Origin of the sequence: Actinoplanes sp. KI2, assembly GCF_025630775.1 — a bacterium.
Taxonomy (GTDB): Bacteria; Actinomycetota; Actinomycetes; order Mycobacteriales; family Micromonosporaceae; genus Actinoplanes.
Map to the genome: position 1 here is coordinate 89,735 of NZ_JAOSZE010000019.1, position 20,080 is coordinate 109,814.

General features: G+C 72.9%; 19 protein-coding genes. 14 read left to right on the forward strand and 5 right to left on the reverse strand.

Annotated elements, in window-relative coordinates; genetic code table 11:
- The first annotated feature begins 58 nt into the window (after positions 1–58).
- On the forward strand, positions 59–901 hold the full coding sequence (locus ODJ79_RS21210) for a Rieske 2Fe-2S domain-containing protein (protein ID WP_263025258.1): 843 nt from the start codon (positions 59–61) through the stop codon (positions 899–901).
- Positions 902–911: 10 nt separating this feature from the next.
- Here the strand turns inward: ODJ79_RS21210 and ODJ79_RS21215 are convergent, their stop codons facing one another.
- Positions 912–2,126 (reverse strand): PP2C family protein-serine/threonine phosphatase, encoded by a 1,215-nt coding sequence (locus ODJ79_RS21215; protein WP_263025259.1) that lies wholly within the window; start codon positions 2,124–2,126, stop codon positions 912–914.
- A gap of 179 nt (positions 2,127–2,305) precedes the next feature.
- Between ODJ79_RS21215 and ODJ79_RS21220 the strand changes: the two genes are divergently transcribed.
- Genes ODJ79_RS21220 through ODJ79_RS21235 form a run of 4 tightly spaced genes read left to right on the forward strand, consistent with a single transcriptional unit; the run spans position 2,306 to position 8,496 of the window.
- A complete protein-coding gene (locus ODJ79_RS21220) occupies positions 2,306–4,069 on the forward strand; it encodes a thiamine pyrophosphate-dependent enzyme (RefSeq protein WP_263025260.1) in 1,764 nt (587 codons plus the stop codon).
- A gap of 5 nt (positions 4,070–4,074) precedes the next feature.
- Complete coding sequence (locus tag ODJ79_RS21225) at positions 4,075–6,975, forward strand: FAD-binding and (Fe-S)-binding domain-containing protein (protein ID WP_263025261.1); 2,901 nt, start codon at positions 4,075–4,077, stop codon at positions 6,973–6,975.
- Complete coding sequence (locus ODJ79_RS21230) at positions 6,959–8,047, forward strand: enolase C-terminal domain-like protein (protein WP_263025262.1); 1,089 nt, start codon at positions 6,959–6,961, stop codon at positions 8,045–8,047. Before ODJ79_RS21225 ends, ODJ79_RS21230 begins: the two co-directional genes overlap by 17 nt.
- Positions 8,044–8,496: a hypothetical protein gene (locus tag ODJ79_RS21235; RefSeq protein WP_263025263.1), complete on the forward strand. Its 453-nt coding sequence runs from the start codon at positions 8,044–8,046 to the stop codon at positions 8,494–8,496. Before ODJ79_RS21230 ends, ODJ79_RS21235 begins: the two co-directional genes overlap by 4 nt.
- A gap of 11 nt (positions 8,497–8,507) precedes the next feature.
- Here the strand turns inward: ODJ79_RS21235 and map are convergent, their stop codons facing one another.
- Positions 8,508–9,326, reverse strand: coding sequence for a type I methionyl aminopeptidase (map, locus tag ODJ79_RS21240; protein ID WP_263025264.1), 819 nt, complete (start codon positions 9,324–9,326; stop codon positions 8,508–8,510).
- A gap of 60 nt (positions 9,327–9,386) precedes the next feature.
- Between map and ODJ79_RS21245 the strand changes: the two genes are divergently transcribed.
- A complete protein-coding gene (locus ODJ79_RS21245; protein WP_263025265.1) occupies positions 9,387–9,653 on the forward strand; it encodes a helix-turn-helix domain-containing protein in 267 nt (88 codons plus the stop codon).
- A gap of 17 nt (positions 9,654–9,670) precedes the next feature.
- Positions 9,671–10,645, forward strand: coding sequence for an aminoglycoside phosphotransferase family protein (locus ODJ79_RS21250; RefSeq protein ID WP_263025266.1), 975 nt, complete (start codon positions 9,671–9,673; stop codon positions 10,643–10,645).
- Between the two features lie 83 nt (positions 10,646–10,728).
- On the opposite strand, the gene ODJ79_RS21255 is transcribed toward ODJ79_RS21250, so the two are convergent.
- Positions 10,729–12,489 carry a glycoside hydrolase family 15 protein gene (locus tag ODJ79_RS21255; RefSeq protein ID WP_263025267.1) on the reverse strand — a complete coding sequence of 587 codons (1,761 nt, stop codon included), beginning with the start codon at positions 12,487–12,489 and terminating at the stop codon, positions 10,729–10,731.
- Positions 12,490–12,570: 81 nt separating this feature from the next.
- On the opposite strand from ODJ79_RS21255, the gene ODJ79_RS21260 reads away from it, so the two are divergent.
- The 7 genes from ODJ79_RS21260 (at position 12,571) to ODJ79_RS21290 (ending at position 17,478) form a co-directional block, all read left to right on the forward strand.
- Entirely contained in the window at positions 12,571–12,825 is a 255-nt protein-coding gene (locus ODJ79_RS21260; protein WP_263025268.1) for a monovalent cation/H+ antiporter complex subunit F, read from the forward strand.
- The gene (locus ODJ79_RS21265) at positions 12,822–13,145 is read left to right on the forward strand and encodes a monovalent cation/H(+) antiporter subunit G (RefSeq protein ID WP_263025269.1); all 324 of its coding nucleotides are present in this window, start codon (positions 12,822–12,824) and stop codon (positions 13,143–13,145) included. The genes ODJ79_RS21260 and ODJ79_RS21265 overlap by 4 nt, the downstream gene beginning before the upstream one ends.
- The gene (locus ODJ79_RS21270; protein ID WP_263025270.1) at positions 13,142–13,375 is read left to right on the forward strand and encodes a Na(+)/H(+) antiporter subunit B; all 234 of its coding nucleotides are present in this window, start codon (positions 13,142–13,144) and stop codon (positions 13,373–13,375) included. The genes ODJ79_RS21265 and ODJ79_RS21270 overlap by 4 nt, the downstream gene beginning before the upstream one ends.
- Positions 13,372–14,085 carry an MnhB domain-containing protein gene (locus ODJ79_RS21275; protein WP_263025271.1) on the forward strand — a complete coding sequence of 238 codons (714 nt, stop codon included), beginning with the start codon at positions 13,372–13,374 and terminating at the stop codon, positions 14,083–14,085. Before ODJ79_RS21270 ends, ODJ79_RS21275 begins: the two co-directional genes overlap by 4 nt.
- Positions 14,086–14,433 carry a sodium:proton antiporter gene (locus tag ODJ79_RS21280; RefSeq protein WP_263025272.1) on the forward strand — a complete coding sequence of 116 codons (348 nt, stop codon included), beginning with the start codon at positions 14,086–14,088 and terminating at the stop codon, positions 14,431–14,433.
- A gap of 1 nt (position 14,434) precedes the next feature.
- Entirely contained in the window at positions 14,435–16,234 is a 1,800-nt protein-coding gene (locus tag ODJ79_RS21285) for a complex I subunit 5 family protein (protein ID WP_263025273.1), read from the forward strand.
- A gap of 125 nt (positions 16,235–16,359) precedes the next feature.
- Positions 16,360–17,478: a sigma-70 family RNA polymerase sigma factor gene (locus ODJ79_RS21290; protein ID WP_263025274.1), complete on the forward strand. Its 1,119-nt coding sequence runs from the start codon at positions 16,360–16,362 to the stop codon at positions 17,476–17,478.
- On the opposite strand, the gene ODJ79_RS21295 is transcribed toward ODJ79_RS21290, so the two are convergent.
- Entirely contained in the window at positions 17,464–18,192 is a 729-nt protein-coding gene (locus ODJ79_RS21295; RefSeq protein WP_263025275.1) for an ATP-binding protein, read from the reverse strand. The genes ODJ79_RS21290 and ODJ79_RS21295 overlap by 15 nt on opposite strands.
- A 3-nt stretch (positions 18,193–18,195) precedes the next feature.
- Positions 18,196–20,079: a CheR family methyltransferase gene (locus ODJ79_RS21300; protein ID WP_263025276.1), complete on the reverse strand. Its 1,884-nt coding sequence runs from the start codon at positions 20,077–20,079 to the stop codon at positions 18,196–18,198.
- Position 20,080: the final 1 nt, after the last annotated feature.

Genomic DNA, 20,080 nt, shown 5'->3' on the forward strand with positions numbered 1-20,080 from the left:
TGCCCCGCGGAGCGACACCGGGGCGCATACCTCGGGCACCGCCGGGTATGCGCACCGCATGCGGATCCTCACCCGACTCGAAACCGCCCGTGAGCTCGACCCGGTCAGCGACAAGCTGCAGGAGGCGGTCACCGCCGTGGTGCGCCCGCGCCGGCTGCGCGACCTCCTGCACGGCACCTGGCTCGGCCATCCCCTGCATCCGGTGCTGGTCGAGCTGCCGGTCGGCGCGTTCGTCTGCGCCGCCGTGCTCGATCTGCTGCCGGGCCGCCGGCGCGCGGCGACGTCGCTGGTCGCGCTGGGCGTCGCGGCGGCCGGCCCGTCCGCGGTCGCCGGGTGGACCGACTGGTCGGAGATGACCCGGGACCGGCGCCGGGTCGGCCTGGTGCACGCGGCCGCGAACCTCGTGGCGGTCGGTCTCTACACCGGGTCGCTGGTGGCCCGCCTCCGCGGCCGGGACGGCCGTGCGCTCGGCTTCGCCGGCCTGTCGGTGGCCGGGCTGGGTGCATTTCTCGGCGGACATCTGGCGTACGCCCAGGGCGCCGGCGCCAACCAGGCCGCGCCGGAGATCGCTCGCCTGCCGGCGGACTGGACGGTGGTGGGCTCGGTGGCGTCCCTGCCGGAGGGCAAGACCGCGGTGCGCACGGTCGGCGACGTGCCGGTGCTGTTCTACCGGCACGGCGACCAGGTCTCCGCGCTGGTCGAGCGCTGCGGTCACGAGACCGGCCCGCTCGGCGACGGCGAGGTGGTCGGCGCGGGCCCGGACGCCTGCGTGGTCTGCCCCTGGCACGGGAGCACCTTCCGGCTGGCCGACGGCGCTGTCGTGCACGGCCCGGCCGCCAGCGCGCAGCCGGTGCTGCCCTGCCGGGTCCGCGACGGCAAGGTCGAGGTCCGTCAGCCCTGACCGGGTGCGGTCAGTTGTCGCCCGAGCGGCGTACCACCAGCAGGGCGACGTCGTCGGTCGGCTCGTCGAGTCCGACCGTCGCCATGACCTTCTCGCAGAGCTGCTCGGCCGGGGCCGGCGTGACCGTCTGGGTCAGCCGGGCGATGCCCATGTCGATCAGCTCGCCGCGCCGCTCGACCAGGCCGTCGGTGTACAGCACGAGCACCGACCCGGGCGGCAGGTCCACGGCGGTGGTCCGCCGGTCCCGCCGGGCGATGTCGATGCCCAGCGGCGGGTCGGCGGGCAGCACCAGCACCCGGGGCGGCTCGCCGGGGACGGCCAGGACCGGGGGCATGTGGCCGGCCGTCGAGATGTGCGCGACGGAGCGGTCCGGCGAGATCAGCGCGTACATGGCGGTGGTCATGCTGCCCGCCTCGAAATGCCGGACCTTGCGGTCGAGCAGCGTCAGCGCCTCCGCCGGATCCTCGGTGATCAGCGCGTACGCCCGCAGGGCGCTGCGGATCCGGCCCATCACCACTGCGGCGGCCAGGCCGTGCCCGGACACGTCGCCGATCACCACGCCCAGCCAGCCGGACGGCAGGGTGAAAACGTCATACCAGTCGCCGCCGATGCCGAACGCGTGGCCGGGGACGTACCGGGCGGCCAGGTCGACCCCGCCCAGCCTCGGCAGCGTGCCGGGCAGCAGGCTGCGCTGCAGCGCGAGCGCGGTGGCCTGCTCGAGCTTCTGGTTGCGCAGCTGCCCGGCCGCGCCGGCCCGGTCGGCGGCCAGCTCCAGCAGCTGGATGTCGTCGGCGGTGAACCGGCGCGGCCGCGACGACCCGACGTGCAGCACCCCGATCACCTCGCCGGCGGCCAGGATCGGCACGCCCAGCAGCGAGCGGATGCCCATCTCGAGCAGGACCGGGCTGACCACGTCGCCCGAGGCGACCTCGTCGATCATCATCGGCCGGCGGGTCTGCGCCACCCGGCCGGCGAAGCCCCGGCCGATCGGGATCCGGACGACGCGGTGGGCCTCGTCCGCCATGCCCTTGGCCGCGGCGACCATCAACTGGCCGGAGTGCGGGTCGAGCAGCAGGATCGCGGCGATCTCCGCGCCCAGCAGGTCACGCACGCGTTCGAGCAGCTCATCGAGCAGATCGGCGGCGTCGAGCCGGGACAGCGTCGCATCCGTCACAGCCTCGAGGCGACGCAGGCGCTCGTCGTTTCGCACGCTGTCGACATCCATGCGCAACAACTTACTCATTCCCACCCGCCCAGCAGGTCACGGACCACCCGCCCGGTGTCGGCCGCACCGGTTTCGCCGTGTTCGTGCCCGCGCGGATGCCCCGCTGTCGAGGGGGACAAACTCCGGAATCTTTTGCCGCCCGCCGGTTGGAGTGACCCCGATCCGGGTAGGCGGCCAGGGTGGCTGAGATTACTTCGGAGCTGTTGATCACGAGGCTGGCCGAGTGGGGCGTCGACACCATCTTCGGCCTGCCCGGCGACGGCATCAACGGAATCATGGAAGGCCTGCGCCGGCACGCCGACAAGGTCAAGTTCGTCCTCGTGCACCACGAGGAGGCGGCGGCGTTCATGGCCACCGCGTACGCCAAGGCGACCGGGAGGATCGGCGTCTGCCTGGCCACCTCGGGGCCGGGCGGCATCCACCTGGCCAACGGCCTGTACGACGCGAAGCTGGACCACGCGCCGGTGCTGGCCATCACCGGCATGCAGGAGTCGGCCGTGCTCGGCACCAACTACCAGCAGGAGGTCGCGCTCGACCGGCTGTACGAGGACGTCACCGAATACAACCAGGTGGTGATGAACCCGGCGCAGCTGCCGACGCTGGTCGACATCGCGGTCCGGACCGCGTACGCGCGCCGCGGGGTCGCCCACCTGACCTTCCCCAACGACATCCAGATCGCCCCGGCCGGCAAGGACCCGTACACGACGGTCGCGCCGGTCCGCCCGCCGGCCACGGCCCCGGTCTACCTCGCGCCCGCCGTCCGTCCCCGCGACGACGACCTGCGCCGGGCCGCCGACGTGCTGAACGCCGGCGGCAAGGTGGCGATCCTGGCCGGCATCGGCGCGCGCGGCGCCGGTCCGCTGGTCGAGCGGGCCGCCGACAAGCTGGGCGCGCCGATCGTCAAGTCGCTGCTGGGCAAGATGGTGGTCGCCGACGACTCGCCGTACGTGATCGGCGGCCTCGGCCTGCTCGGCACCAAGCCCAGCGAGGAGCTGATGGAGGAGGCCGACACCCTGCTGATGCTGGGCACGAACTTCCCGTACACGAAGTTCCTGCCCGAGCCCGGCAAGACGAAGGTCGTGCAGATCGAGATCGACCCGTCCCGGGCCGGCACCCGGATCCCCACCGACATCCCGCTGGTCGGCGACGTGGGCGCCACGCTGGAGGCGCTGCTGCCGCTGCTCGACGCCAAGGACAACGGGCTGCTGACCAAGTACCAGGGCAAGATGCGCGACTGGCGGGACTCGATGACCGCGCTCGAATCGGCCGAGCGGGACCCGATCGCGCCGCAGTACCTGGCCCACCTGCTGAACGAGCTGGCCACCGACGACGCGGTGCTGACCTGCGACTCCGGCACGATCGCGACCTGGGCGGCACGACACTGGCACGTCCGCGGCAACCGGGAGTTCTACCTGTCCGGCACGCTCGCCACGATGGCGCCGGGCCTGCCGTACGCGATCGGGATCCAGCACGCCCATCCCGGCCGGCAGGTCATCGCGTACGTCGGTGACGGCGGTTTCGCGATGCTGATGGCCGAGTTCCACACCGCGGCCCGCTATCAGTTGCCGATCAAGGTCGTGATCAACAACAACAACTCGCTCGGGCAGATCCTCTGGGAGCAGATGGTCCTGGGCTACCCCGAGCACGGGATCCGGTTCGGTGAGCCGAAGCCGGACTTCGCGGCCTGGGCGCGCGGGTGCGGCGGCTTCGGCGTGCACGTCGACAAGCCCGGCGACCTGCCGGGTGCGCTGCAGGAGGCCTTCGCCCACCCCGGGCCCGCACTGATCGACGTGGCGGTCAACCCGGACGAGCCGCCGCTGCCCGGCAAGGTCAGCTACGACCAGGCGAAGAAGTTCGCCGAGGCCTGGCTGCACGGCCAGCCGCGGAAGGCGTCGATCGCCTCCACCCTGTTCAAGGACAAGATCCAGCAGTTGAAGGGCTGAACCACATGGCGGTCATCTCGCTTCCCACCCCGACCGCCCGCCGCTCCGCCCCCACCACCGACCATGCGGCGCTCGAGCGGGCGCTGAGGTCGGCGGTGAGGGGCGACGTGCGGTTCGACGCCGGCGCTCGGGCGGCCTACTCGACCGACGCGTCCAACTACCGGCAGGTGCCGATCGCGGTGGTCTGCCCGGTCGACGTGGACGACGCGGTCGCCGCGGTCCAGGTCTGTCGTCAGCACGACGTGCCGGTGCTCAACCGTGGCGGCGGCACCAGCCTCGGCGGTGAGTGCTGCAACGTCGCGGTGGTGCTCGACTGGACCAAGCACGTGCACGGCGTCGAGTCGGTGGATCCGGCCGCGCAGAAGGCGGTCATCCTGCCCGGCACGCCGCTCGACGACGCGAACCGGGCGCTCGCCGAGCACGATCTGATCATCGGACCCAGGCCGGCCACCCACTCGCACTGCACGATCGGCGGGATGGTCGGCAACAACTCGTGCGGCGCGACCGCGCAGTGGAGCGGGACGATGGCGCAGAACGTCTCCCGCCTGGAGATCCTCACCTACGACGGCCTGCGGATGTGGGTCGGGCCCACGCCGCCCGAGGAGGTCGAGCGCATCGTCGCGGAAGGCGGCCGGAAAGCGGAGATCTATCGCTCGCTGCGGGACCTGTACCGCCGGTACGCCGAGCAGATCGACACCCGTTTCCCGGACATTCCGCGGCGGATCTCCGGGTTCAACCTGCCGGACCTGTCGGACATGAACGTGGCCCGGGCGCTGGTCGGCTCCGAGTCGACCTGCGTCACCGTGCTGCGGGTCGAGCTGAACCTGCTGCGGCCGCCCAAGCAGAAGGCGACCGTGGTGCTCGGCTACCCGGACATCGCCGCGGCGGCCGACGCCGTTCCCGAGGTCGCCGCGCACGACCCGATCCAGTTGGAGGCCGCCGACGAGAAGCTGTTCCGGTACGAGCGCGAGGAGCACCGGCCCACCGAGATCCTGAAGTTCCTGCCGGACGGGCGGGCCTGGCTGGTGGTCCAGCTCGGCGCGGACACCGAGGAGGCGGTGCGAGCCAAGGCCGAGGCGCTGGCCGGCAAGGACGGGGTGATCCTGGAGGGCGAGCAGGAGGCGCGGCTGAGCAAGGTGCGGGAGGCCGGCCTGGCCACCACCGCGCGCACCCCGAACGGGCCGGACGCGTGGCCCGGCTGGGAGGACTCGGCCGTCGACCCGGCCCGCCTCGGCGACTACCTGCGGGGGTTCCTCGCCCTGCTCGACGAGTACGGCTACGGCGCGACCAGCATCTACGGCCACTTCGGGCAGGGCTGCGTGCATTGCAGCATCCCGTTCGACCTGACCAGCGTGGACGGCATCGCGACGTACCGGTCGTTCGTGACCAGGGCGGCCCGGCTCTGCGTCGAGCACCACGGGTCGCTCTCCGGCGAGCACGGCGACGGGCAGGCCCGCGGCGAGCTGCTGCCGATCATGTACGGCGAGGACGTGGTCCGCGCGTTCGAGGAGTTCAAGGCGATCTTCGACCCGCGCAACCGGATGAACCCCGGCAAGGTCGTGCACGCCCGGCCGCTCGACTACGACCTGCGGCTGGGGGCCGACTACGCGCCCGCCCAGCCGGCCACCCACTTCGGCTACCACGAGGACGACGGCAGCTTCGCCCGCGCCGCGCTGCGCTGCGCCGGGGTGGGCGACTGCCGCCGCTCCGGGCCGGACGGCGGCGTGATGTGCCCGAGCTACCAGGTCACCCGGGACGAGGAGCACTCCACCCGCGGGCGGTCCCGGTTGCTGTTCGAGATGGTCAACGGCGGCGTGATCGACGACGGGTGGCACAGCACCGCGGTGCGCGACTCGCTCGACCTGTGCCTGGCCTGCAAGGGCTGCCGCAGCGACTGCCCGGTGCAGGTGGACATGGCCACCTACAAGGCGGAGTTCCTGTCGCACCACTACGCCGGGCGGATCCGGCCGCGCGACCACTACTCGCTGGGCTGGCTGCCGGCCGTCGCGCAGGTGGCCGCGCTGGCACCGGGCACGGCCAACGCGATCGCCCGGAGCCCGCTCGCCAAGCGGCTGGCCGGCGTCGATCCCCAGCGGGACGTGCCCAGGTTCGCGCCCGCCCGGATCGACCGGTGGCTGCGCAAGCGGCGGTCGCCTGCCGGGCCGCGTGGTCCGGTGTTGCTGTTCACCGACTCGTTCACCACCGCCTTCTCCCCCGCCGTGACGGCGGCCGCGGTCGGCGTGCTGGAGGCGGCCGGCTTCCAGGTCGTGGTACCGCCGAAGACCGTCTGCTGTGGGCTGACGTGGATCTCGACCGGGCAGTTGGGCGTCGCCGAGCGCGTGTTGCGGCGCACCGTGGACGTGCTCTCGCCGTACGTGCGCAAGGGTTTGCCGGTGGTCGGCCTGGAACCGTCCTGCACGGCGGTGTTCCGATCGGACCTGCGCGAGATGTTCGGCCGCGATCAGGACGCCGACCGGCTCGCCCGGCAGACCAACACCCTGGCCGAGCTGCTGAGGGACCGGGCGCCGGACTTCCTGCCGCGGCTGCCCGGCGACCCGGTGAAGGCGATCGTACAAAAGCACTGCCATCAGCACGCGGTGCTCGGCTTCGACGCCGACCTCGCGCTGATGGAACGCGTGGGCATCGACGCCGAACAGCCGGACTCGGGCTGCTGCGGGCTGGCCGGCAACTTCGGCATGACGGCCGGGCACCGGGACGTGTCGCTGGCCTGCGCCGAGCAGGCGCTGCTGCCGGCCGTGCGCGACGCGGCGCCGGGGACGCTGGTGCTGGCCGACGGGTTCAGCTGCCGCACGCAGATCGACTACGCGCACACCGGAAAGCGGCCGCTGCACCTGGCCGAGGTGCTCCACGCCGCGGTGCGGGGCCGGCATGTCCTCGGCGATTGAGATCGGCGCCGTCGAGTGGGCCGCTTACCAGGTGCCGACCGACGGCCCGGAAGGGGACGGCACGTTCGCCTGGGACGCCACGACGATCGTGGTGGTGCACGTCCACGCGGGCCCGGAGTCCGGGCTGGGCTGGACGTACGCGCCGGCCGCGGCCGGTCACCTGATCGGCGAGATGCTGGCGCCCGCGATCGGTGGCCGGTCGGCGTTCGACGTGCCGGCCGCTCAGGAGGCGATGGTCCGGGCGGTGCGCAACGCGGGCCGCCCGGGCGTGGCGGCGACCGCGATCTCCGCCGTCGACGTGGCGCTCTGGGATCTCAAGGCGAGGCTGCTGGGCGTACGGCTGGCCCGGCTGCTCGGCGTCGCGCGCCCGGCCGTGCCGGTCTACGCGAGCGGCGGCTTCACCACGTGGGAGGACCTCCACCTGTCGCGGTGGCTTTCCGACCACCTCGACATCGGGCGTGCCAAGATCAAGATCGGTGAGTCCTGGGGTACGTGTGAGCGACGCGATCTGGCCCGCGTCGAACTGGCGCGTCGCATCCTCGGCGAGCGGGAGCTCTATGTGGACGCCAACGGCGGCTACTCGGCGGCGCAGGCGATCCGGCTCGCGGCCGAGTTCCCGGAGGTGCGCTGGTTCGAGGAGCCGGTGTCCTCGGACGATCTCGACGGGCTGAGGCGGGTGCGCGACGCGGTCGCCGCGGACGTGACGGCGGGGGAGTACGGCTACGACCTGCCGTGCTTCGCGCGGCTGATCCCGGTGGTGGACTGCCTGCAGGCGGACGTCTCCCGGTGCGGCGGCATCACCGACTGGCTGCGGGTGTCGGCGCTGGCCGCGGCCCACCAGCTGGAGGTCTCCGGGCACTGCGCGCCGGCCCTGCACGTGGACGCCGCGGCGGCGACACCGAACCTGCGACACCTCGAGTACTTTCACGACCACGTACGGATCGAGTCGAAGTTCTTCGACGGGGTGACGCCGCTGGGGCCGGGCGGCACGCTGACGCCCGACCTCTCCGCCCCCGGGCACGGCCTCACGTTCAAGGCCGCCGACGCCGAGCCCTTCCGGGTGGCGGGGTGACGCGTCTCGCCGAGGTGACGGTCTGGTGGGTGGTGCTGACCGCCGCCTACGTGACGACGCTCGGCGCCTTCACCGTGCCGGAGTTCGCGGTGGCGGCCGGCGTCGGCCTGCTGTGCGCGGTGTGCGCGGTCGCGGCCCGCCGGGCAACCCGGGCCCGGTGGAGCCCCGACCCGCGCTGGGCGGCCTGGCTCGTGCCGCTGCCGGCCGCGGTCGCCGCGGACACCGTACGGCTGCTGTCCCGACTCCCCCGCGGCGGCACGGTTCGCGACCTGCCCACGCCCCGGGACGAGTCGCCGGACCGCGCGGCCTTCCGCCGCGCCTGGGGAACGGTGGTGCTCTCCTCGTCGCCCGGCAGCGTCGTGCTCGACTGGCCGCCGGACGGGCCGCTCACCATCCACGAGCTCGGGTCCGGGCCGCCGCACCTCGAACGCCGGGTGACCCGGCCGTAGGTCGCCGGGGATCAGGAGGCCGCGGTCTGATTTCGCGCCGGGTCGGCGTCGGCGTCGGCGGTTTTGTGGCGGCGGGTCAGAACCTCGGGGCCGGCGGGCGTGATCGCGACGGTGTGCTCGGAGTGGGCCGTGCGGGAGCCGTCGGCGGATCGGATCGTCCAGCCGTCCGGGTCGAACTTGATCTTGTCGGTGGTGCGGCAGAACCAGGGCTCGATGGCGATGGTGAGGCCGGGGTCGAGCCGCATGCCGCGGCCGGCGCGGCCGCTGTTGGCGACGTGCGGGGCCTCGTGCATGGTGCGGCCGATGCCGTGGCCGCCGAACTCGCCGTTCACGCCGTAGCCGTACGAGTGGGCGACCTCGCCGATCGCGGCCGAGATGTCGCCGAGGCGGCCGCCGGGCCGGGCGGCGGCGATGCCGGCCTCCAGGGCGACCTCGGTGGCCTCGATCAGCCTCAGGTCGGCCGGGTCGGGCGCGCCCACGACGATCGAGAGCGCCGAGTCGGCGACCCAGCCGCCGATGCCGACCGCCATGTCGATGCTGAGCAGGTCGCCGTCCCGCAGGACGTAGTCGTGCGGGAGGCCGTGCAGCACCGCGTCGTTGACCGACAGGCACAGCACGTTGCGGAACGGTCCACGGCCGAACGACGGGGCGTAGTCCCAGTAGCAGGACTCGGCGCCGCGCTCGGCGATCCGGCGGCGGGCGTGCTGTTCGATATCCATCAGGTTGACGCCGACCGCGGCGACGCCGCTCAACTCGGCGAGCAGCTCGCCCACGAACTGGCCGGCCACCGCCATCCGGCCGATCTCCTCGGCGGACTTGAGCTCGATCACGACGCCCCCTCTCCCGTCCGGTATTTTTATACCACGCCGCTTCCGGGATACCCTGCTCGCATGGTTCGCCAGCCGCTCACCGCCGAACAGATCGCCGCCGGCCGGCGCCTCGGAGCCGCCCTCCGGGCCGCCCGGGCCGGCCGCGGCCTCGTCGAGGTGGCCCTGGCGGCCGGCATCTCCCCCGAGACCCTGCGCAAGATCGAGGCGGGCCGCCTCCCCGCACCGGCGTTCGGCACCGTGGTCCGCCTCAGCCAGGCCCTCGGCGTCCCGCTCGGCGACCTGGCCGAGATCTGGCTGGCCGACGCCCCCGTCCGCCAGGCGTCCTGACCGCGGGGCGGAGCGGCTTGAGCCCCGACCGGAGATGGAGCGAGCTGGTCGCCGCCGCGTTCGACGCCGGTCGGCCGGTCGCGCCGATGACCCGGGTCGACGGCGGCGTGTCCCATGCCGTGTTCCAGCTGCGGACGACCGCCGGCCGGTACGCCGCCAAGCGCCTGAACGTCGTCGAGGAACCGTGGTGGTGGGACGAGCATCGGGCCGCCGCCCGGGTGGAGCAGGCCGCCGCGGCCGCCGGGGTGAGCATGCCCGTGCGCCTGGCACCGCCGGTCGCGGCGCTCGATCTCGACGGCGTCCGGCACCACTGGCAGCTGCACCGCTGGTGCGACGGACGCCATCCCACCGGCCCCGACGACGCGGTCGCCGACTGGACCGGCAGCACCCTCGCCACGCTCCACCGTCGACGCGGCGGCGACCGCCCGGCCCCACCGCGCGCGCCGTACCCGCTCGACGCCTGGCACGAATGGCTCGCGGGACACGACACCGACTTCACCCGAGAGGTCCGCCGCCATCTGCCAACCGTCGCCGCATCGTTGGAACAGCTCGGCCGGCCCGGTCCGCCGCTGACCCCGGTGGCCTCCCATCGCGACATCAAGCCCGACAACGTCCTGCTCACCGCGACCGGGCCGGTCCTGCTCGACTGGGACAGCGCCGGTCCGGATCTCGCCGAGCACGAGGTCCTCCGTTCCGCGCTCGCCATGGGCTTCGAACGGCAACGCCCCTTCGCCCGCACACTCACCGCTTACCACCGGGCCGGCGGCCGGCCCATCCCGGCCGACCCGGCCGTGTTCCACGGCATCGTCGAAGCGCAGCTGCACACCGCCGAGTGGCTGCTGTGGCGCGCTCTCGGCCACCGGGGCGACGACCCCGCCGCCCGGGCGCGGGCGGCCACCGAATGCCTTGCCCGGCTCCGGGGCGCCGCCAAGAGCCTGGGCCACATCGCCACCTGGACCGGCTGGCTGAGCGAACTCCGTGGGCAGCTCTGAAGTGACTGCCCGACGTGGACCTGAACAGAGCGTGCCGCCGGGCGTCTGCTTCGGCGCAGTGGCCCTGCTCGTTCGGTGACGAGCTACTGACCGGCCGCCGCCGGGTCGATCTGGAGGGCGGCGCTGATCAAGGCGAGGTGGCTCAGGGCCTGCGGCACGTTGCCGAGCGCGCCGTGATCCTTGACGCTGATCTCCTCGCTCAGGATGCCGAGGTCGTTGGCCAGGGCGACCGTCGCGTCCATCTGCCCGGCCGCCTCGTCGCGGCGGCCCAGCGCGGCCAGCGCCGACGCCAGCCAGAACGAGCAGGCCAGGAAGGCGCCCTCCCGGCCGCGGCTGCCCGTGTAGCGGTGGATCAGGGGGCCGTCGGCGAGCTCGCGCCGGATCGCGTCGACCGTGCCGGCCAGGCGAGCGCCGCGGTCGAAGCCGGTCTGTGCGGCCAGCAGCGTCGCGGCGTCCAGGTCGTCGGTGCCGGCGTAGAAGGTGTACGCGTTCTTCGCCGGCGACCAGCAGTGCTCGTCGACCCAGTCGTGGATCAGGTCGCGCTCGCGCCGCCAGCGGTCGGCGTGGTTGCTCGGGATCCGGCCCTGCTCGTGCAGCCGCACGGCCCGGTCCAGCGCCGCCCAGCAGCCCATCTTGGACTGGGTGTAGTGCCGGTCGTCGGGCAGTTCCCAGATGCCGGAGTCCGCGCCCTTCCAGTCGTCGCAGCAGCGGTCGGCGACGTCCGCCAGCAAGCGGCCGGTGCGCGGGTCGAGCACGTGCCCGGCGTCGAGGTAGCGGCCGACCGCGTCGAGGAGATGCCCGTACGTGCCCAGCTGGGTCTGGCCGGCGGCCGAGTTGCCGGAGCGGACCGGCCGGCTGCCGCGGTAGCCGGGCGCGGTCAGCCGCTGCTCGGAGTCGTCCAGCCCGCCGTCGAGGCGGTAGAAGACCTTCAGCTCCGGTCCGGTCGAGCTGATGCACCGCAGCAGGAAGGACAGCGCCGCGTGCGCCTCCGCCTCCAGCCTCAGGCCGAGCAACGCGTCCACGGTGAAGGCGGCGTCCCGCACCCACATGTACCGGTAGTCCCAGTTCTGGTCGCCGCCGATCCGCTCGGGCAGCGAGGTGGTGGCGGCCGCGGCGACCGCGCCGGTCGGGCCGAACTGCAGGAGCTTGAGCATCAGGGCGGAGCGCCACACCGCGTCCCGCCACCGGCCGTCGTAGGTCAGCGCCGACTCCCAGGACCGCCAGCGCCCCTGCACCGCGTCCAGCCGGCCGATCAGGTCACCGCGGCCGGGCAGCGGCACCGGCCCGTCGTCGCCGCAGGCCAGCGCCACGATCGCCGAGCTGCCGGGCGCGGTGGTGAACTCCCCGGTGACGGCCTGCGCGGTCACCACCGGGTCGCCGGCGTCGAAGCACCGGATCGCGAGGTGCTGGTCGCCGCAGTGCACGACGAGCCCCTCGGTCCACGGCTGCGCGGTGCCGAACCGGGTGCCGGGCCGGACCGTCCAGGTCATCGGCACGTGCCCGGCCAGGCCGTCGGCCCGCCGGACCAGTTCGCCCCAGGACTGCGGCCCGGTCAGCGCCTCGACCACCCGGACGCTGCCGTCGGTCGTCGTGTAGGTCGACTCCAGGATCGGCGCGTTGCCCCGGTAGCGGCGGGTGACGGTGAACGGCTGCCGCGGGCGCAACTCGAGGTACCCACCCTCGGCGGGGTCGAGCAGCGCGGCGAAGACCGGCGGCGCGTGCAGTGCGGGCAGCGGGAGCCAGTCGATCCGGCCGTCGGCGGCGGCCAGCGCCACCGTGCGGCCGTCCCCGAGAACCGCGTAGTCACCGATCGGCACGTATCCGTCTCTGCGCTGCTCCGCCATGCTGCGGCAGTACCCGAGATCATGCCGCCCATGCCGCGCCGGCGGTGTTTGCCGCGTTGCCGCCGGGGTACGCCGGGATCCGTGACGCTGCTGCTGGGCGCCGGACTGGTGCTGATCATCGGGGCGCTTGCGCCCGCCGTCTACCTGGGCCTGCGCGGCGGCCCGCTGGACCGGCTGGTCGGCCTGCAACTGTCCGGGGCACTGCTGGTTCCCGCGATGCTCCTACTGTCCTACGGTTACGGCCAGACCTCGTACCTGATCGTGCCGTTGGTCCTGGCCGTGCTCTCGTTCGCCGGTGTCCTGGTGTTCCTGCGCCTGCTGAGTGACCGACCATGACCGTACTGATCGCCGCCGGTGTCCTCGTCTGCCTGCTCTCCGCGGCCGGCGCGCTGCGGGCCCGCACCGTCCTGGATCGCCTGCACTTGCTCACCCCGGTGACCAGCGTCGGCACCCCACTGATCGCGATCGGCCTGGCCGTCCACGCCGGTTGGCATCTGGCGACCGCTCTCCTGCTGCTCTGCGCCGCCGTGATGCTGCCCGCCGGCCCGGTGCTCGCCTCCGCAACCGGCCACGCCGCCCGCGAAGCGACCGACCACGCCGCCCGCGAAACAACCCAACAAAGAACCACCACCTACGTACGGGACGGCCCGGGGTGAACGCCGCGCTGATCGTTGTCGCGCTGCTGCTGGTCGCGGCGGCCGGAACCGCCGTGGTGGCCACCGGCGACCCGGCCCGGCAGGCGGTCACGCTGAGCGCGTACGGCATCGTCCTGGCCCTGTTGTTCCTGGTGTTGCAGGCGCCGGACGTGGCGTTGTCGCAGATCGCGGTCGGCACCGCCCTGGTGCCCCTGATGGTGATGCTCACCGTGCGGAAGACGAAGAAATGAGCCGCCGGACCCGCACCCTCGTGTTCGCCGCGGGCGCCGCCGTGCTGATTCTGCTGTTCGCGCTCACGGTCGCCGGGCTGCCCCCGTTCGGCGGCGGCGAGCACCCGTACCGGGACCTGGCGGTCGCCGCCTCGCTGCAGCAGTCCACCGCGAACGTGGTCAGCTCGCTCACCTTCGACCTGCGCGGCCTCGACACGCTCGGCGAGGAGATGATCCTGCTCGGCTCGGTGGTCGGCACGGTGGCCCTGCTGCGGCCGCGCAAGGACGAGACCGCGCGGAACCGGACGCGGACCGAGACCAACCAGGCCGTCGCGCTGATCGCGTACGTCTTCCTGCCCTTGACCCTGCTTCTCGGTTTCGACCTGCTGGTGCACGGGCATCTGACGCCCGGCGGCGGCTTCCAGGGCGGCGTGGTCCTCGCGACCGGGCTGCACCTGCTCTACCTGTCCGGCGGGTACGACGCGCTGCGCCGGTTGCGCCCGCTCAGCTGGTACGAGTGGGTCGAGGGCCTGACCACCGCGGCGTTCGCGGCGGCCGGCCTGATCGGTGTGCGGAACTTCCTGCCGCACGGCACCGTCCAGCAACTGTTCTCGGCCGGCACCGTCCCGATCCTCAACATCCTGGTCGGTTTCGCCGTCGGCGCCGGCGCGGTGGTCCTGCTCGCCCAGTTCCTGACCCAGGCCGTGGCGCTCGACGAGGGGAGCGGATAGATGCGGATCCTTGCGTACGGGGTGGCCGGCTGGCTGATCCTGGCCGGCGCGTTCGGCATGGTCCGCAGCCGCAACCTGATCCACGTCGCGGTCTGCCTCTCGGTCTGCCAGTCCGGCACCTACGTGCTGCTGCTCGCGATCGGCTACCAGTGGAACGCCCCGGCCCCGGTCTTCAGCCCCGGCTCCCCGGTGCGGCTGCCGGTCGCCGATCCGGTCGTGCAGTCGCTGACGTTCACCGACATCGTCGTCTCGGCGACCGTGACCGCCCTGCTGCTGGCCCTGGCGATCCAGATCCACAAGACGCACCGGACGTTGAACCCGGACGACCTGCAGAGCCTCAAGGGTTGACGTGCTGCCCATCGCGATCGCGCTGCCCACGGCGATCGGGCCGCCGCCGCTGCCGGCGGTGATCGCGCTGCCGCTGCTGGCGGGTGCGGTCCTGCTGGCGATCGGCCGGCGTCTGCCGCGCGCGCTGGCGGACTCGGCCGCGCTGCTGACCGCCGTCGCGGTGGCCGTGCTGACCGGCCTGATCGCGGTGTCCGCGGGTCAGGGGCGAGAGGTCACCTGGGTGGGCAACTGGCGACGGGTCGGCATCGTCCTGGTGGCCGACCCGCTCGGCGCCGGCCTGGCCTGCCTGGCCGCCCTGCTGACCTGCTGCGCGCTGCTGTACAGCCGCCGCTACCTGGAGGACGCCGAGACTCATTACCACGTACTCATGCTGCTGTTTCTCGGTGGCATGACCGGGTTCGCGCTGACCGGCGACCTGTTCAACATGTTCGTGTTCTTCGAGCTGATGGGTGCGGTCGCGTACGCGCTCACCGGGATGCGCATCGAGGAGCCGGCCTCGGTGCAGGGCGCGTTCAACTTCGCGGTGATCAACTCGCTCGGCGCTTACCTCACCCTGGTCGGCATCGGTCTGCTGTATGCACGCACCGGCCAGCTGAGCATGCCGCAGGCCGGCGCCGCGCTCGCCGGACACCGGGCCGATGCGCTGGTGGTGGCCGCATTCGTGTTCATCGCCACCGGCCTGCTGGTCAAGGCGGCGATCGTGCCGATGCACTTCTGGCTGGCCGACGCGCACGCCGTCGCCCCCGCGCCGGTCTGCATGCTGCTCTCCGGGGTGATGGTCGAGCTCGGCCTGTACGGCGTGCTCCGGGTGTACGAGGTGGTGTTCGCCGTCGCCGTCCCGCAGGCGGTGGTCACCCGGGCGTGGATCGTGCTCGGCCTGCTGACCGCGCTGGTCGGCAGCCTGATGTGCGCCGGGCAGCGGCACCTCAAGCGGCTGCTCGCCTACTCGACGATCGCGCACATGGGCCTGTTCCTGGCCGCGGCAGGCCTGGGCTCGGCCGGCCCGATCGCCGGGGTCGCGGTGGCCGTGGCCGGGCACGCCGGGGCGAAGGGCGCGCTGTTCGGCCTCTGCGGCCTGCTGCTCGACCGGCACCGCAGCGTCGACGAGGGCGAGCTGCACGGCCGGGGCGGCGGGTGGCGCGAGCCGGCCTGCTGGCTGTTCCTGGGCGCCGGGCTGCTGCTGTCCGGGCTGCCGCCGTTCGGGCCGGCGCTGGGCACGGCGGTCGCCGAGGAGGGTGCCTGGTGGCTACCGGCCGTGTCGTTGCTGGTCTCGGCGGTCACCGGCGGCGCGGTGCTGCGCGCCGGGCTGCGCGTCTACCTGGGCCTGGGACGCCGGCTCCCGCCGCCGGAACCCGATCAGACGTACGGCGGGAACGAGTCCCCGGAGACCGAGGAGCCGTTGCCGCGTACGCCGGTGTCCATGCTCACGGCCCTGGCGCTGCTGCTCGGCGGCAGCGCCCTGGTAGGCCTGCTGCCCTGGGTCGCGCACGGCGCCGCCCGGGGCGCGGCGATGTTCCTCGATCGGGGCGGCTATCTCGGCCAGGCGCTGACCTCGGCCGCGGCCCCTCCGCCGGCGAGCGCGCCGGAGGTGGGCTGGACGGCCGGCGGCGTGCTGCTCGGCCTGCTGTCGACGGCCGGCGCGCTGGCGATCGCCGCCCTCCAGCTGCGGGCCGGCGAGTCCGGGGTGAGCGAGCCGGGCCTGCTGCGCCGCCTGCACCTCGGCCACATCGGCGACTACGTGGCCTGGCTCTTCGCCGGCGTGGCCGCGCTCGCCCTGTTGATCGGCGCGCCGCTGCGGTGAATTCGCGGCGACCGGTCAACTTGCTTGACCGTGGCTCACTCCTTCGTGGAATGTGTTTAGCTTCTGGCAGCCAGGGAAGTGTGGTTCGGTTGGCCTTTGGCAACGAATCACCGGAGGGGTCGCGCATGCCGGTCACCGGCGAGGCGGAACCGCTCGAGGATCTTGACCTCGCTGCGGACGAATACACGCGGGCCTGCGCCGGCGCGGACGACCCGACGCGCGAGCGGCTGCGTGCCGACTTCGTCGGGCTCTCGTTGCCGTTCGCCCGGCGGCTGGCGCGGCGCTACCGCGGGCGCGGCGAGCCGATCGACGACCTGGAACAGGTGGCCCGGCTGGGGCTGGTGAAGTCGGTCAACCGGTACGACCCGGAGCGGGGCTCGTTCACCGCGTACGCGATCGTCACCATCACCGGGGAGCTCAAACGGCACTTCCGTAACCACGCCTGGGGGGTGCACGTACCGCGGCGGCTGCAGGATCTGAGCCTCGAGGTGGGCCACACCCGCGCCGCGCTGACCGTCGACCTGTCCCGCCGGCCGACCGAGGACGAGATCGCCGGGCAGCTCGGCGTCGAGGTGGCCGAGGTCCGCGAGGCGCAGCTCTCCGGCGCCGGGTACGCGCCGGGCTCGCTGAACGCGCACGCCGAGGGTTACGACGGCGTCGAGGTGGGCGACCTGATCGGCGCGGACGACCCGGATCTGGATCTGGTCGACGACCGGACCAGCGTGGAGCGGCTCATCTGCCGGCTGCCCGAGCGCGAGCGCCGGATCCTCGGGCTGCGCTTCTACGGCAACCTGAGCCAGGCGGAGATCGCCCGGGACCTGGGCGTCTCCCAGATGCACGTCTCCCGGCTGCTGGCCCGCGCGCTGACCTGGCTGCGCCAGGCGATGCTGAGCGACACCCTGCCGCCCTGGGCGGGCCTCGACGAGACCGATCACCGGGTCACGGTGGCCGTCCGGTTCCGCGGGGACGTGATCGAGGCGCGGGTGTGCGGCGAGATCGACCGGGACAACGCCGGCCACCTGCGGGACGAGTTGCTCACCGTGCTGCACGACAGCAGCCGGATCCGGCGGCTGGTCCTCGACCTGGGTGGCGTGCCGCTGCTCGACGCGGCCGGCATCGGCGTGCTGGTGGCCGTGCACGAGGCGGCGCGGGTGCGCGGCGTGCAGCTGCGGGTGACCGGGCTCCAGGCGTACGTCGAAAAGATCGTCACCGCCTCGGGGCTGCGAGACCTAATCGTGGAGTGAGGCCCAGACGACCTTGCCGTCGTCGGTCGGCAGCCAGCCCCAGTGCACCGAGACCGCGTCCACCAGCAGCAGGCCGCGACCGCGCTCGGTGAGGCCGGCCGACCGGTTGAGCACCGGCTCGGCGGGTGAGCCGTCCCGGACCGCGACATGCACATGCCGGGTGCGCCGGGTGATCTGCACGGTCATCATCGTGCCCGCGTGCTCGACCCCGTTGGCGACCAGCTCGCTGACCACCAGGCTGGCCGGCCCGACCAGCTCGGGCAGCTCCCAGGTCAGGCAGGCCTCGGTGACCACGTTGCGCGCGTGCCGGACCGCGCCCGCGATCGGCAGCAGCAGGTCGCTGAGCGAGGGCGGGACCACCGTGCCGGCGTCGGCCTCACGGCGGGCCTGCTCGACGCCGGGGCGAACCGTCACCCGGCCGAAACGGCCGCGCTCCAGCAGCGAGGCCACGCGCGGTGACGGGCCGCAGAGCAGGATCGGGGTGCCCGGCCAGCGGCCGGCCTGCCGGGTCACCGCGGTGAACAGGGCCAGCGCCGTGTCCGCGCCCAGCTCCATCGCCGAGAGGTCGACCAGCAGCGCCCGCGGCTGCTCGGCCAGGCACTTCAGCAGCGCCGAACGGAATCTCGGGGTGTCGGGCAGGTCGAAACGGCCGCGAACGGTGACCACGGCGAGCCCTCCGGCCTGATCGACCGTCCACGCCAGCGGCACCGTCATGGGTTAAACCTCCGTTCCGTCCGGAGGATGCCCACCGCGGGCCGAGGCAAACTCGCCGACCTCCATCGCGATTATCGCGCCTGGCGGCTCGCCGGCGATCGGCAGCGGGGTGCAGGCCACCCGCACGGTCACCGTCCGGCCCCGGCGGTTGACCGCCTCCAGCACCAGCTCGGCGGTGTCCGCGTCACCGGCCAGCGCCTGCCGCACGAGCGGCCGCAGCCGGTCGACCGGCAGGCCGATGTCGAGGTTGAGCAGGTGCTGGCCGACCGCCTCGGCCGGGCGCAGGCCCCACAGGTTTTCCGCCTCCCGGTTCCACACCCGCACCCGCAGGTCGGGGTCGACCACCGCGATGCCGGCCCGCAGCCCGGAGAGCACGGCATCCAGGAACGCGTTCGCCTCGTCCAGCTCGGTGCTGCTGCGGTGGAGCTGCTCGTTGATCGTCTGGAGCTCGTCGTTGGTCGACTGCAGCTCCTCGTTCATCGTCTCGAGCTCCTCGTTCGTGGACTGCAGCTCCTCGTTGGTGGTCTCCAGCTCCTCGACCGTCGACTGCAGCTCCTCGTTCGTGGTCTCCAGCTCCTCGTTCGTCGACTGGAGCTCCTCGTACGCGGCCTCCAGCTCGCGGTTGGCGTGCTCCAGCTCGGCGCGCAGCTGCCGGGCGGCGGTCACGTCATGGAAGATCAGCGCGACGCCGAGGAGCCCGGCGTCCGCGTCGACCAGCGGGTTGACCTGCACGTCCAGGTAGAGGGTGTCGCCCGGCCCGCGGGTGTACTCGACGTCGGACACCCGCAGCGGGCTGCGCTCGGCCAGCGCCTGCTCGATGTGCTTGCGCAGCTCGATCGGCCGGTACGACACCTCCAGGTCCTGGAAGCGGCGGCCGACGTCGCCGACGGACAGCCCGAACAGCTCGTTGGCCCGGCGGTTGGTGAGCGCGACCAGCCCACCGGCGGTGAGCACGACCTGCGCCACCGGGTTGGTGAGCATGGCAGCGCCGCGCAGCAGCTCGAGGCCCGCGATCTGCTCGCGGACGGCGAACGGCGACGCGTCCGGTAAGACCACTCCGCCGTTGGCCACCGGGAGCCGGGACACCTTCCGGAAGATACGCCGTTTCAGGTCGATCGGCTGGAACAGGTGGGCATGGCTGAGCAACATCTCGGCCTTGCCGAGAAACAGCGCCCCGCTGCCGAGCAGGGCGAAGTGGAACCGGCCGATGATCCGCGCCTGCGTTTCGGCGTTGAAGTACATCAGCGTATTGCGGCAGGTCAGCACGTCGATCCGGGAGATCGGCGCGTCCTGCACGAGATCATTGCGCCCGAAGATCACCGAGCGGCGCAGATCCTTGCGGAACACGTATCGGTTGCCGGACTGCTCGAAGTAGCGTTCCAGCAGGGCGGCCGGCACCGCCTCGATCGCCCGCACGCCGTACGTGCCGTGCCGTGCCTCGGTCAGCTGCTCCTCGTCCACATCGGTGGCGTAGATCTTCACCCGCTCCCGGAACTCCTCCGGCCCCAGGATCTCGCACAGCAGCATGGCCAGCGTGTACGCCTCCTCACCGGAGGCGCAGCCGGCGGTCCACATCCGGATCGGAGTGCCCGGCGCCTTGGCCGCGATCATCGGAACCAGCACCTCGGTGCGCAGGCACTCCCAGGCCTCGGGATCTCGGAAGAAGGCGGTCACGTTGATCAGGATGGTGTTGAACAGCGCGGTGAACTCGTCCGGATGGACCTCCAGAAAGTCCTGATACTCCGCGTAGCCGTCGACACTGACCTGCGCCAACCGGCGGTCGACCCGGCGCATCAGGCTCGACCGCTTGTAGCCCGTGAAGTCGAAGCCCCGCAGCTCCTTCACGTGCAGCAGCAGCGCCTCGAACTTCTCGTCCACCGCGTCCACG

Excerpts from the sequence above, each read along its gene's own strand:
- ODJ79_RS21225 (WP_263025261.1), top strand. The coding sequence starts at position 4,075 with ATGGCGGTCATCTCGCTTCCCACCCCGACCGCCCGCCGCTCCGCCCCC.
- ODJ79_RS21295 (WP_263025275.1), bottom strand. The coding sequence starts at position 18,192 with ATGACGGTGCCGCTGGCGTGGACGGTCGATCAGGCCGGAGGGCTCGCC.
- ODJ79_RS21290 (WP_263025274.1), top strand. The coding sequence starts at position 16,360 with ATGCCGGTCACCGGCGAGGCGGAACCGCTCGAGGATCTTGACCTCGCT.
- ODJ79_RS21230 (WP_263025262.1), top strand. The coding sequence starts at position 6,959 with ATGTCCTCGGCGATTGAGATCGGCGCCGTCGAGTGGGCCGCTTACCAG.
- ODJ79_RS21255 (WP_263025267.1), bottom strand. The coding sequence starts at position 12,489 with ATGGCGGAGCAGCGCAGAGACGGATACGTGCCGATCGGTGACTACGCG.
- ODJ79_RS21215 (WP_263025259.1), bottom strand. The coding sequence starts at position 2,126 with ATGGATGTCGACAGCGTGCGAAACGACGAGCGCCTGCGTCGCCTCGAG.
- ODJ79_RS21265 (WP_263025269.1), top strand. The coding sequence starts at position 12,822 with ATGACCGTACTGATCGCCGCCGGTGTCCTCGTCTGCCTGCTCTCCGCG.
- ODJ79_RS21245 (WP_263025265.1), top strand. The coding sequence starts at position 9,387 with ATGGTTCGCCAGCCGCTCACCGCCGAACAGATCGCCGCCGGCCGGCGC.
- ODJ79_RS21210 (WP_263025258.1), top strand. The coding sequence starts at position 59 with ATGCGGATCCTCACCCGACTCGAAACCGCCCGTGAGCTCGACCCGGTC.
- ODJ79_RS21280 (WP_263025272.1), top strand. The coding sequence starts at position 14,086 with ATGCGGATCCTTGCGTACGGGGTGGCCGGCTGGCTGATCCTGGCCGGC.
- ODJ79_RS21275 (WP_263025271.1), top strand. The coding sequence starts at position 13,372 with ATGAGCCGCCGGACCCGCACCCTCGTGTTCGCCGCGGGCGCCGCCGTG.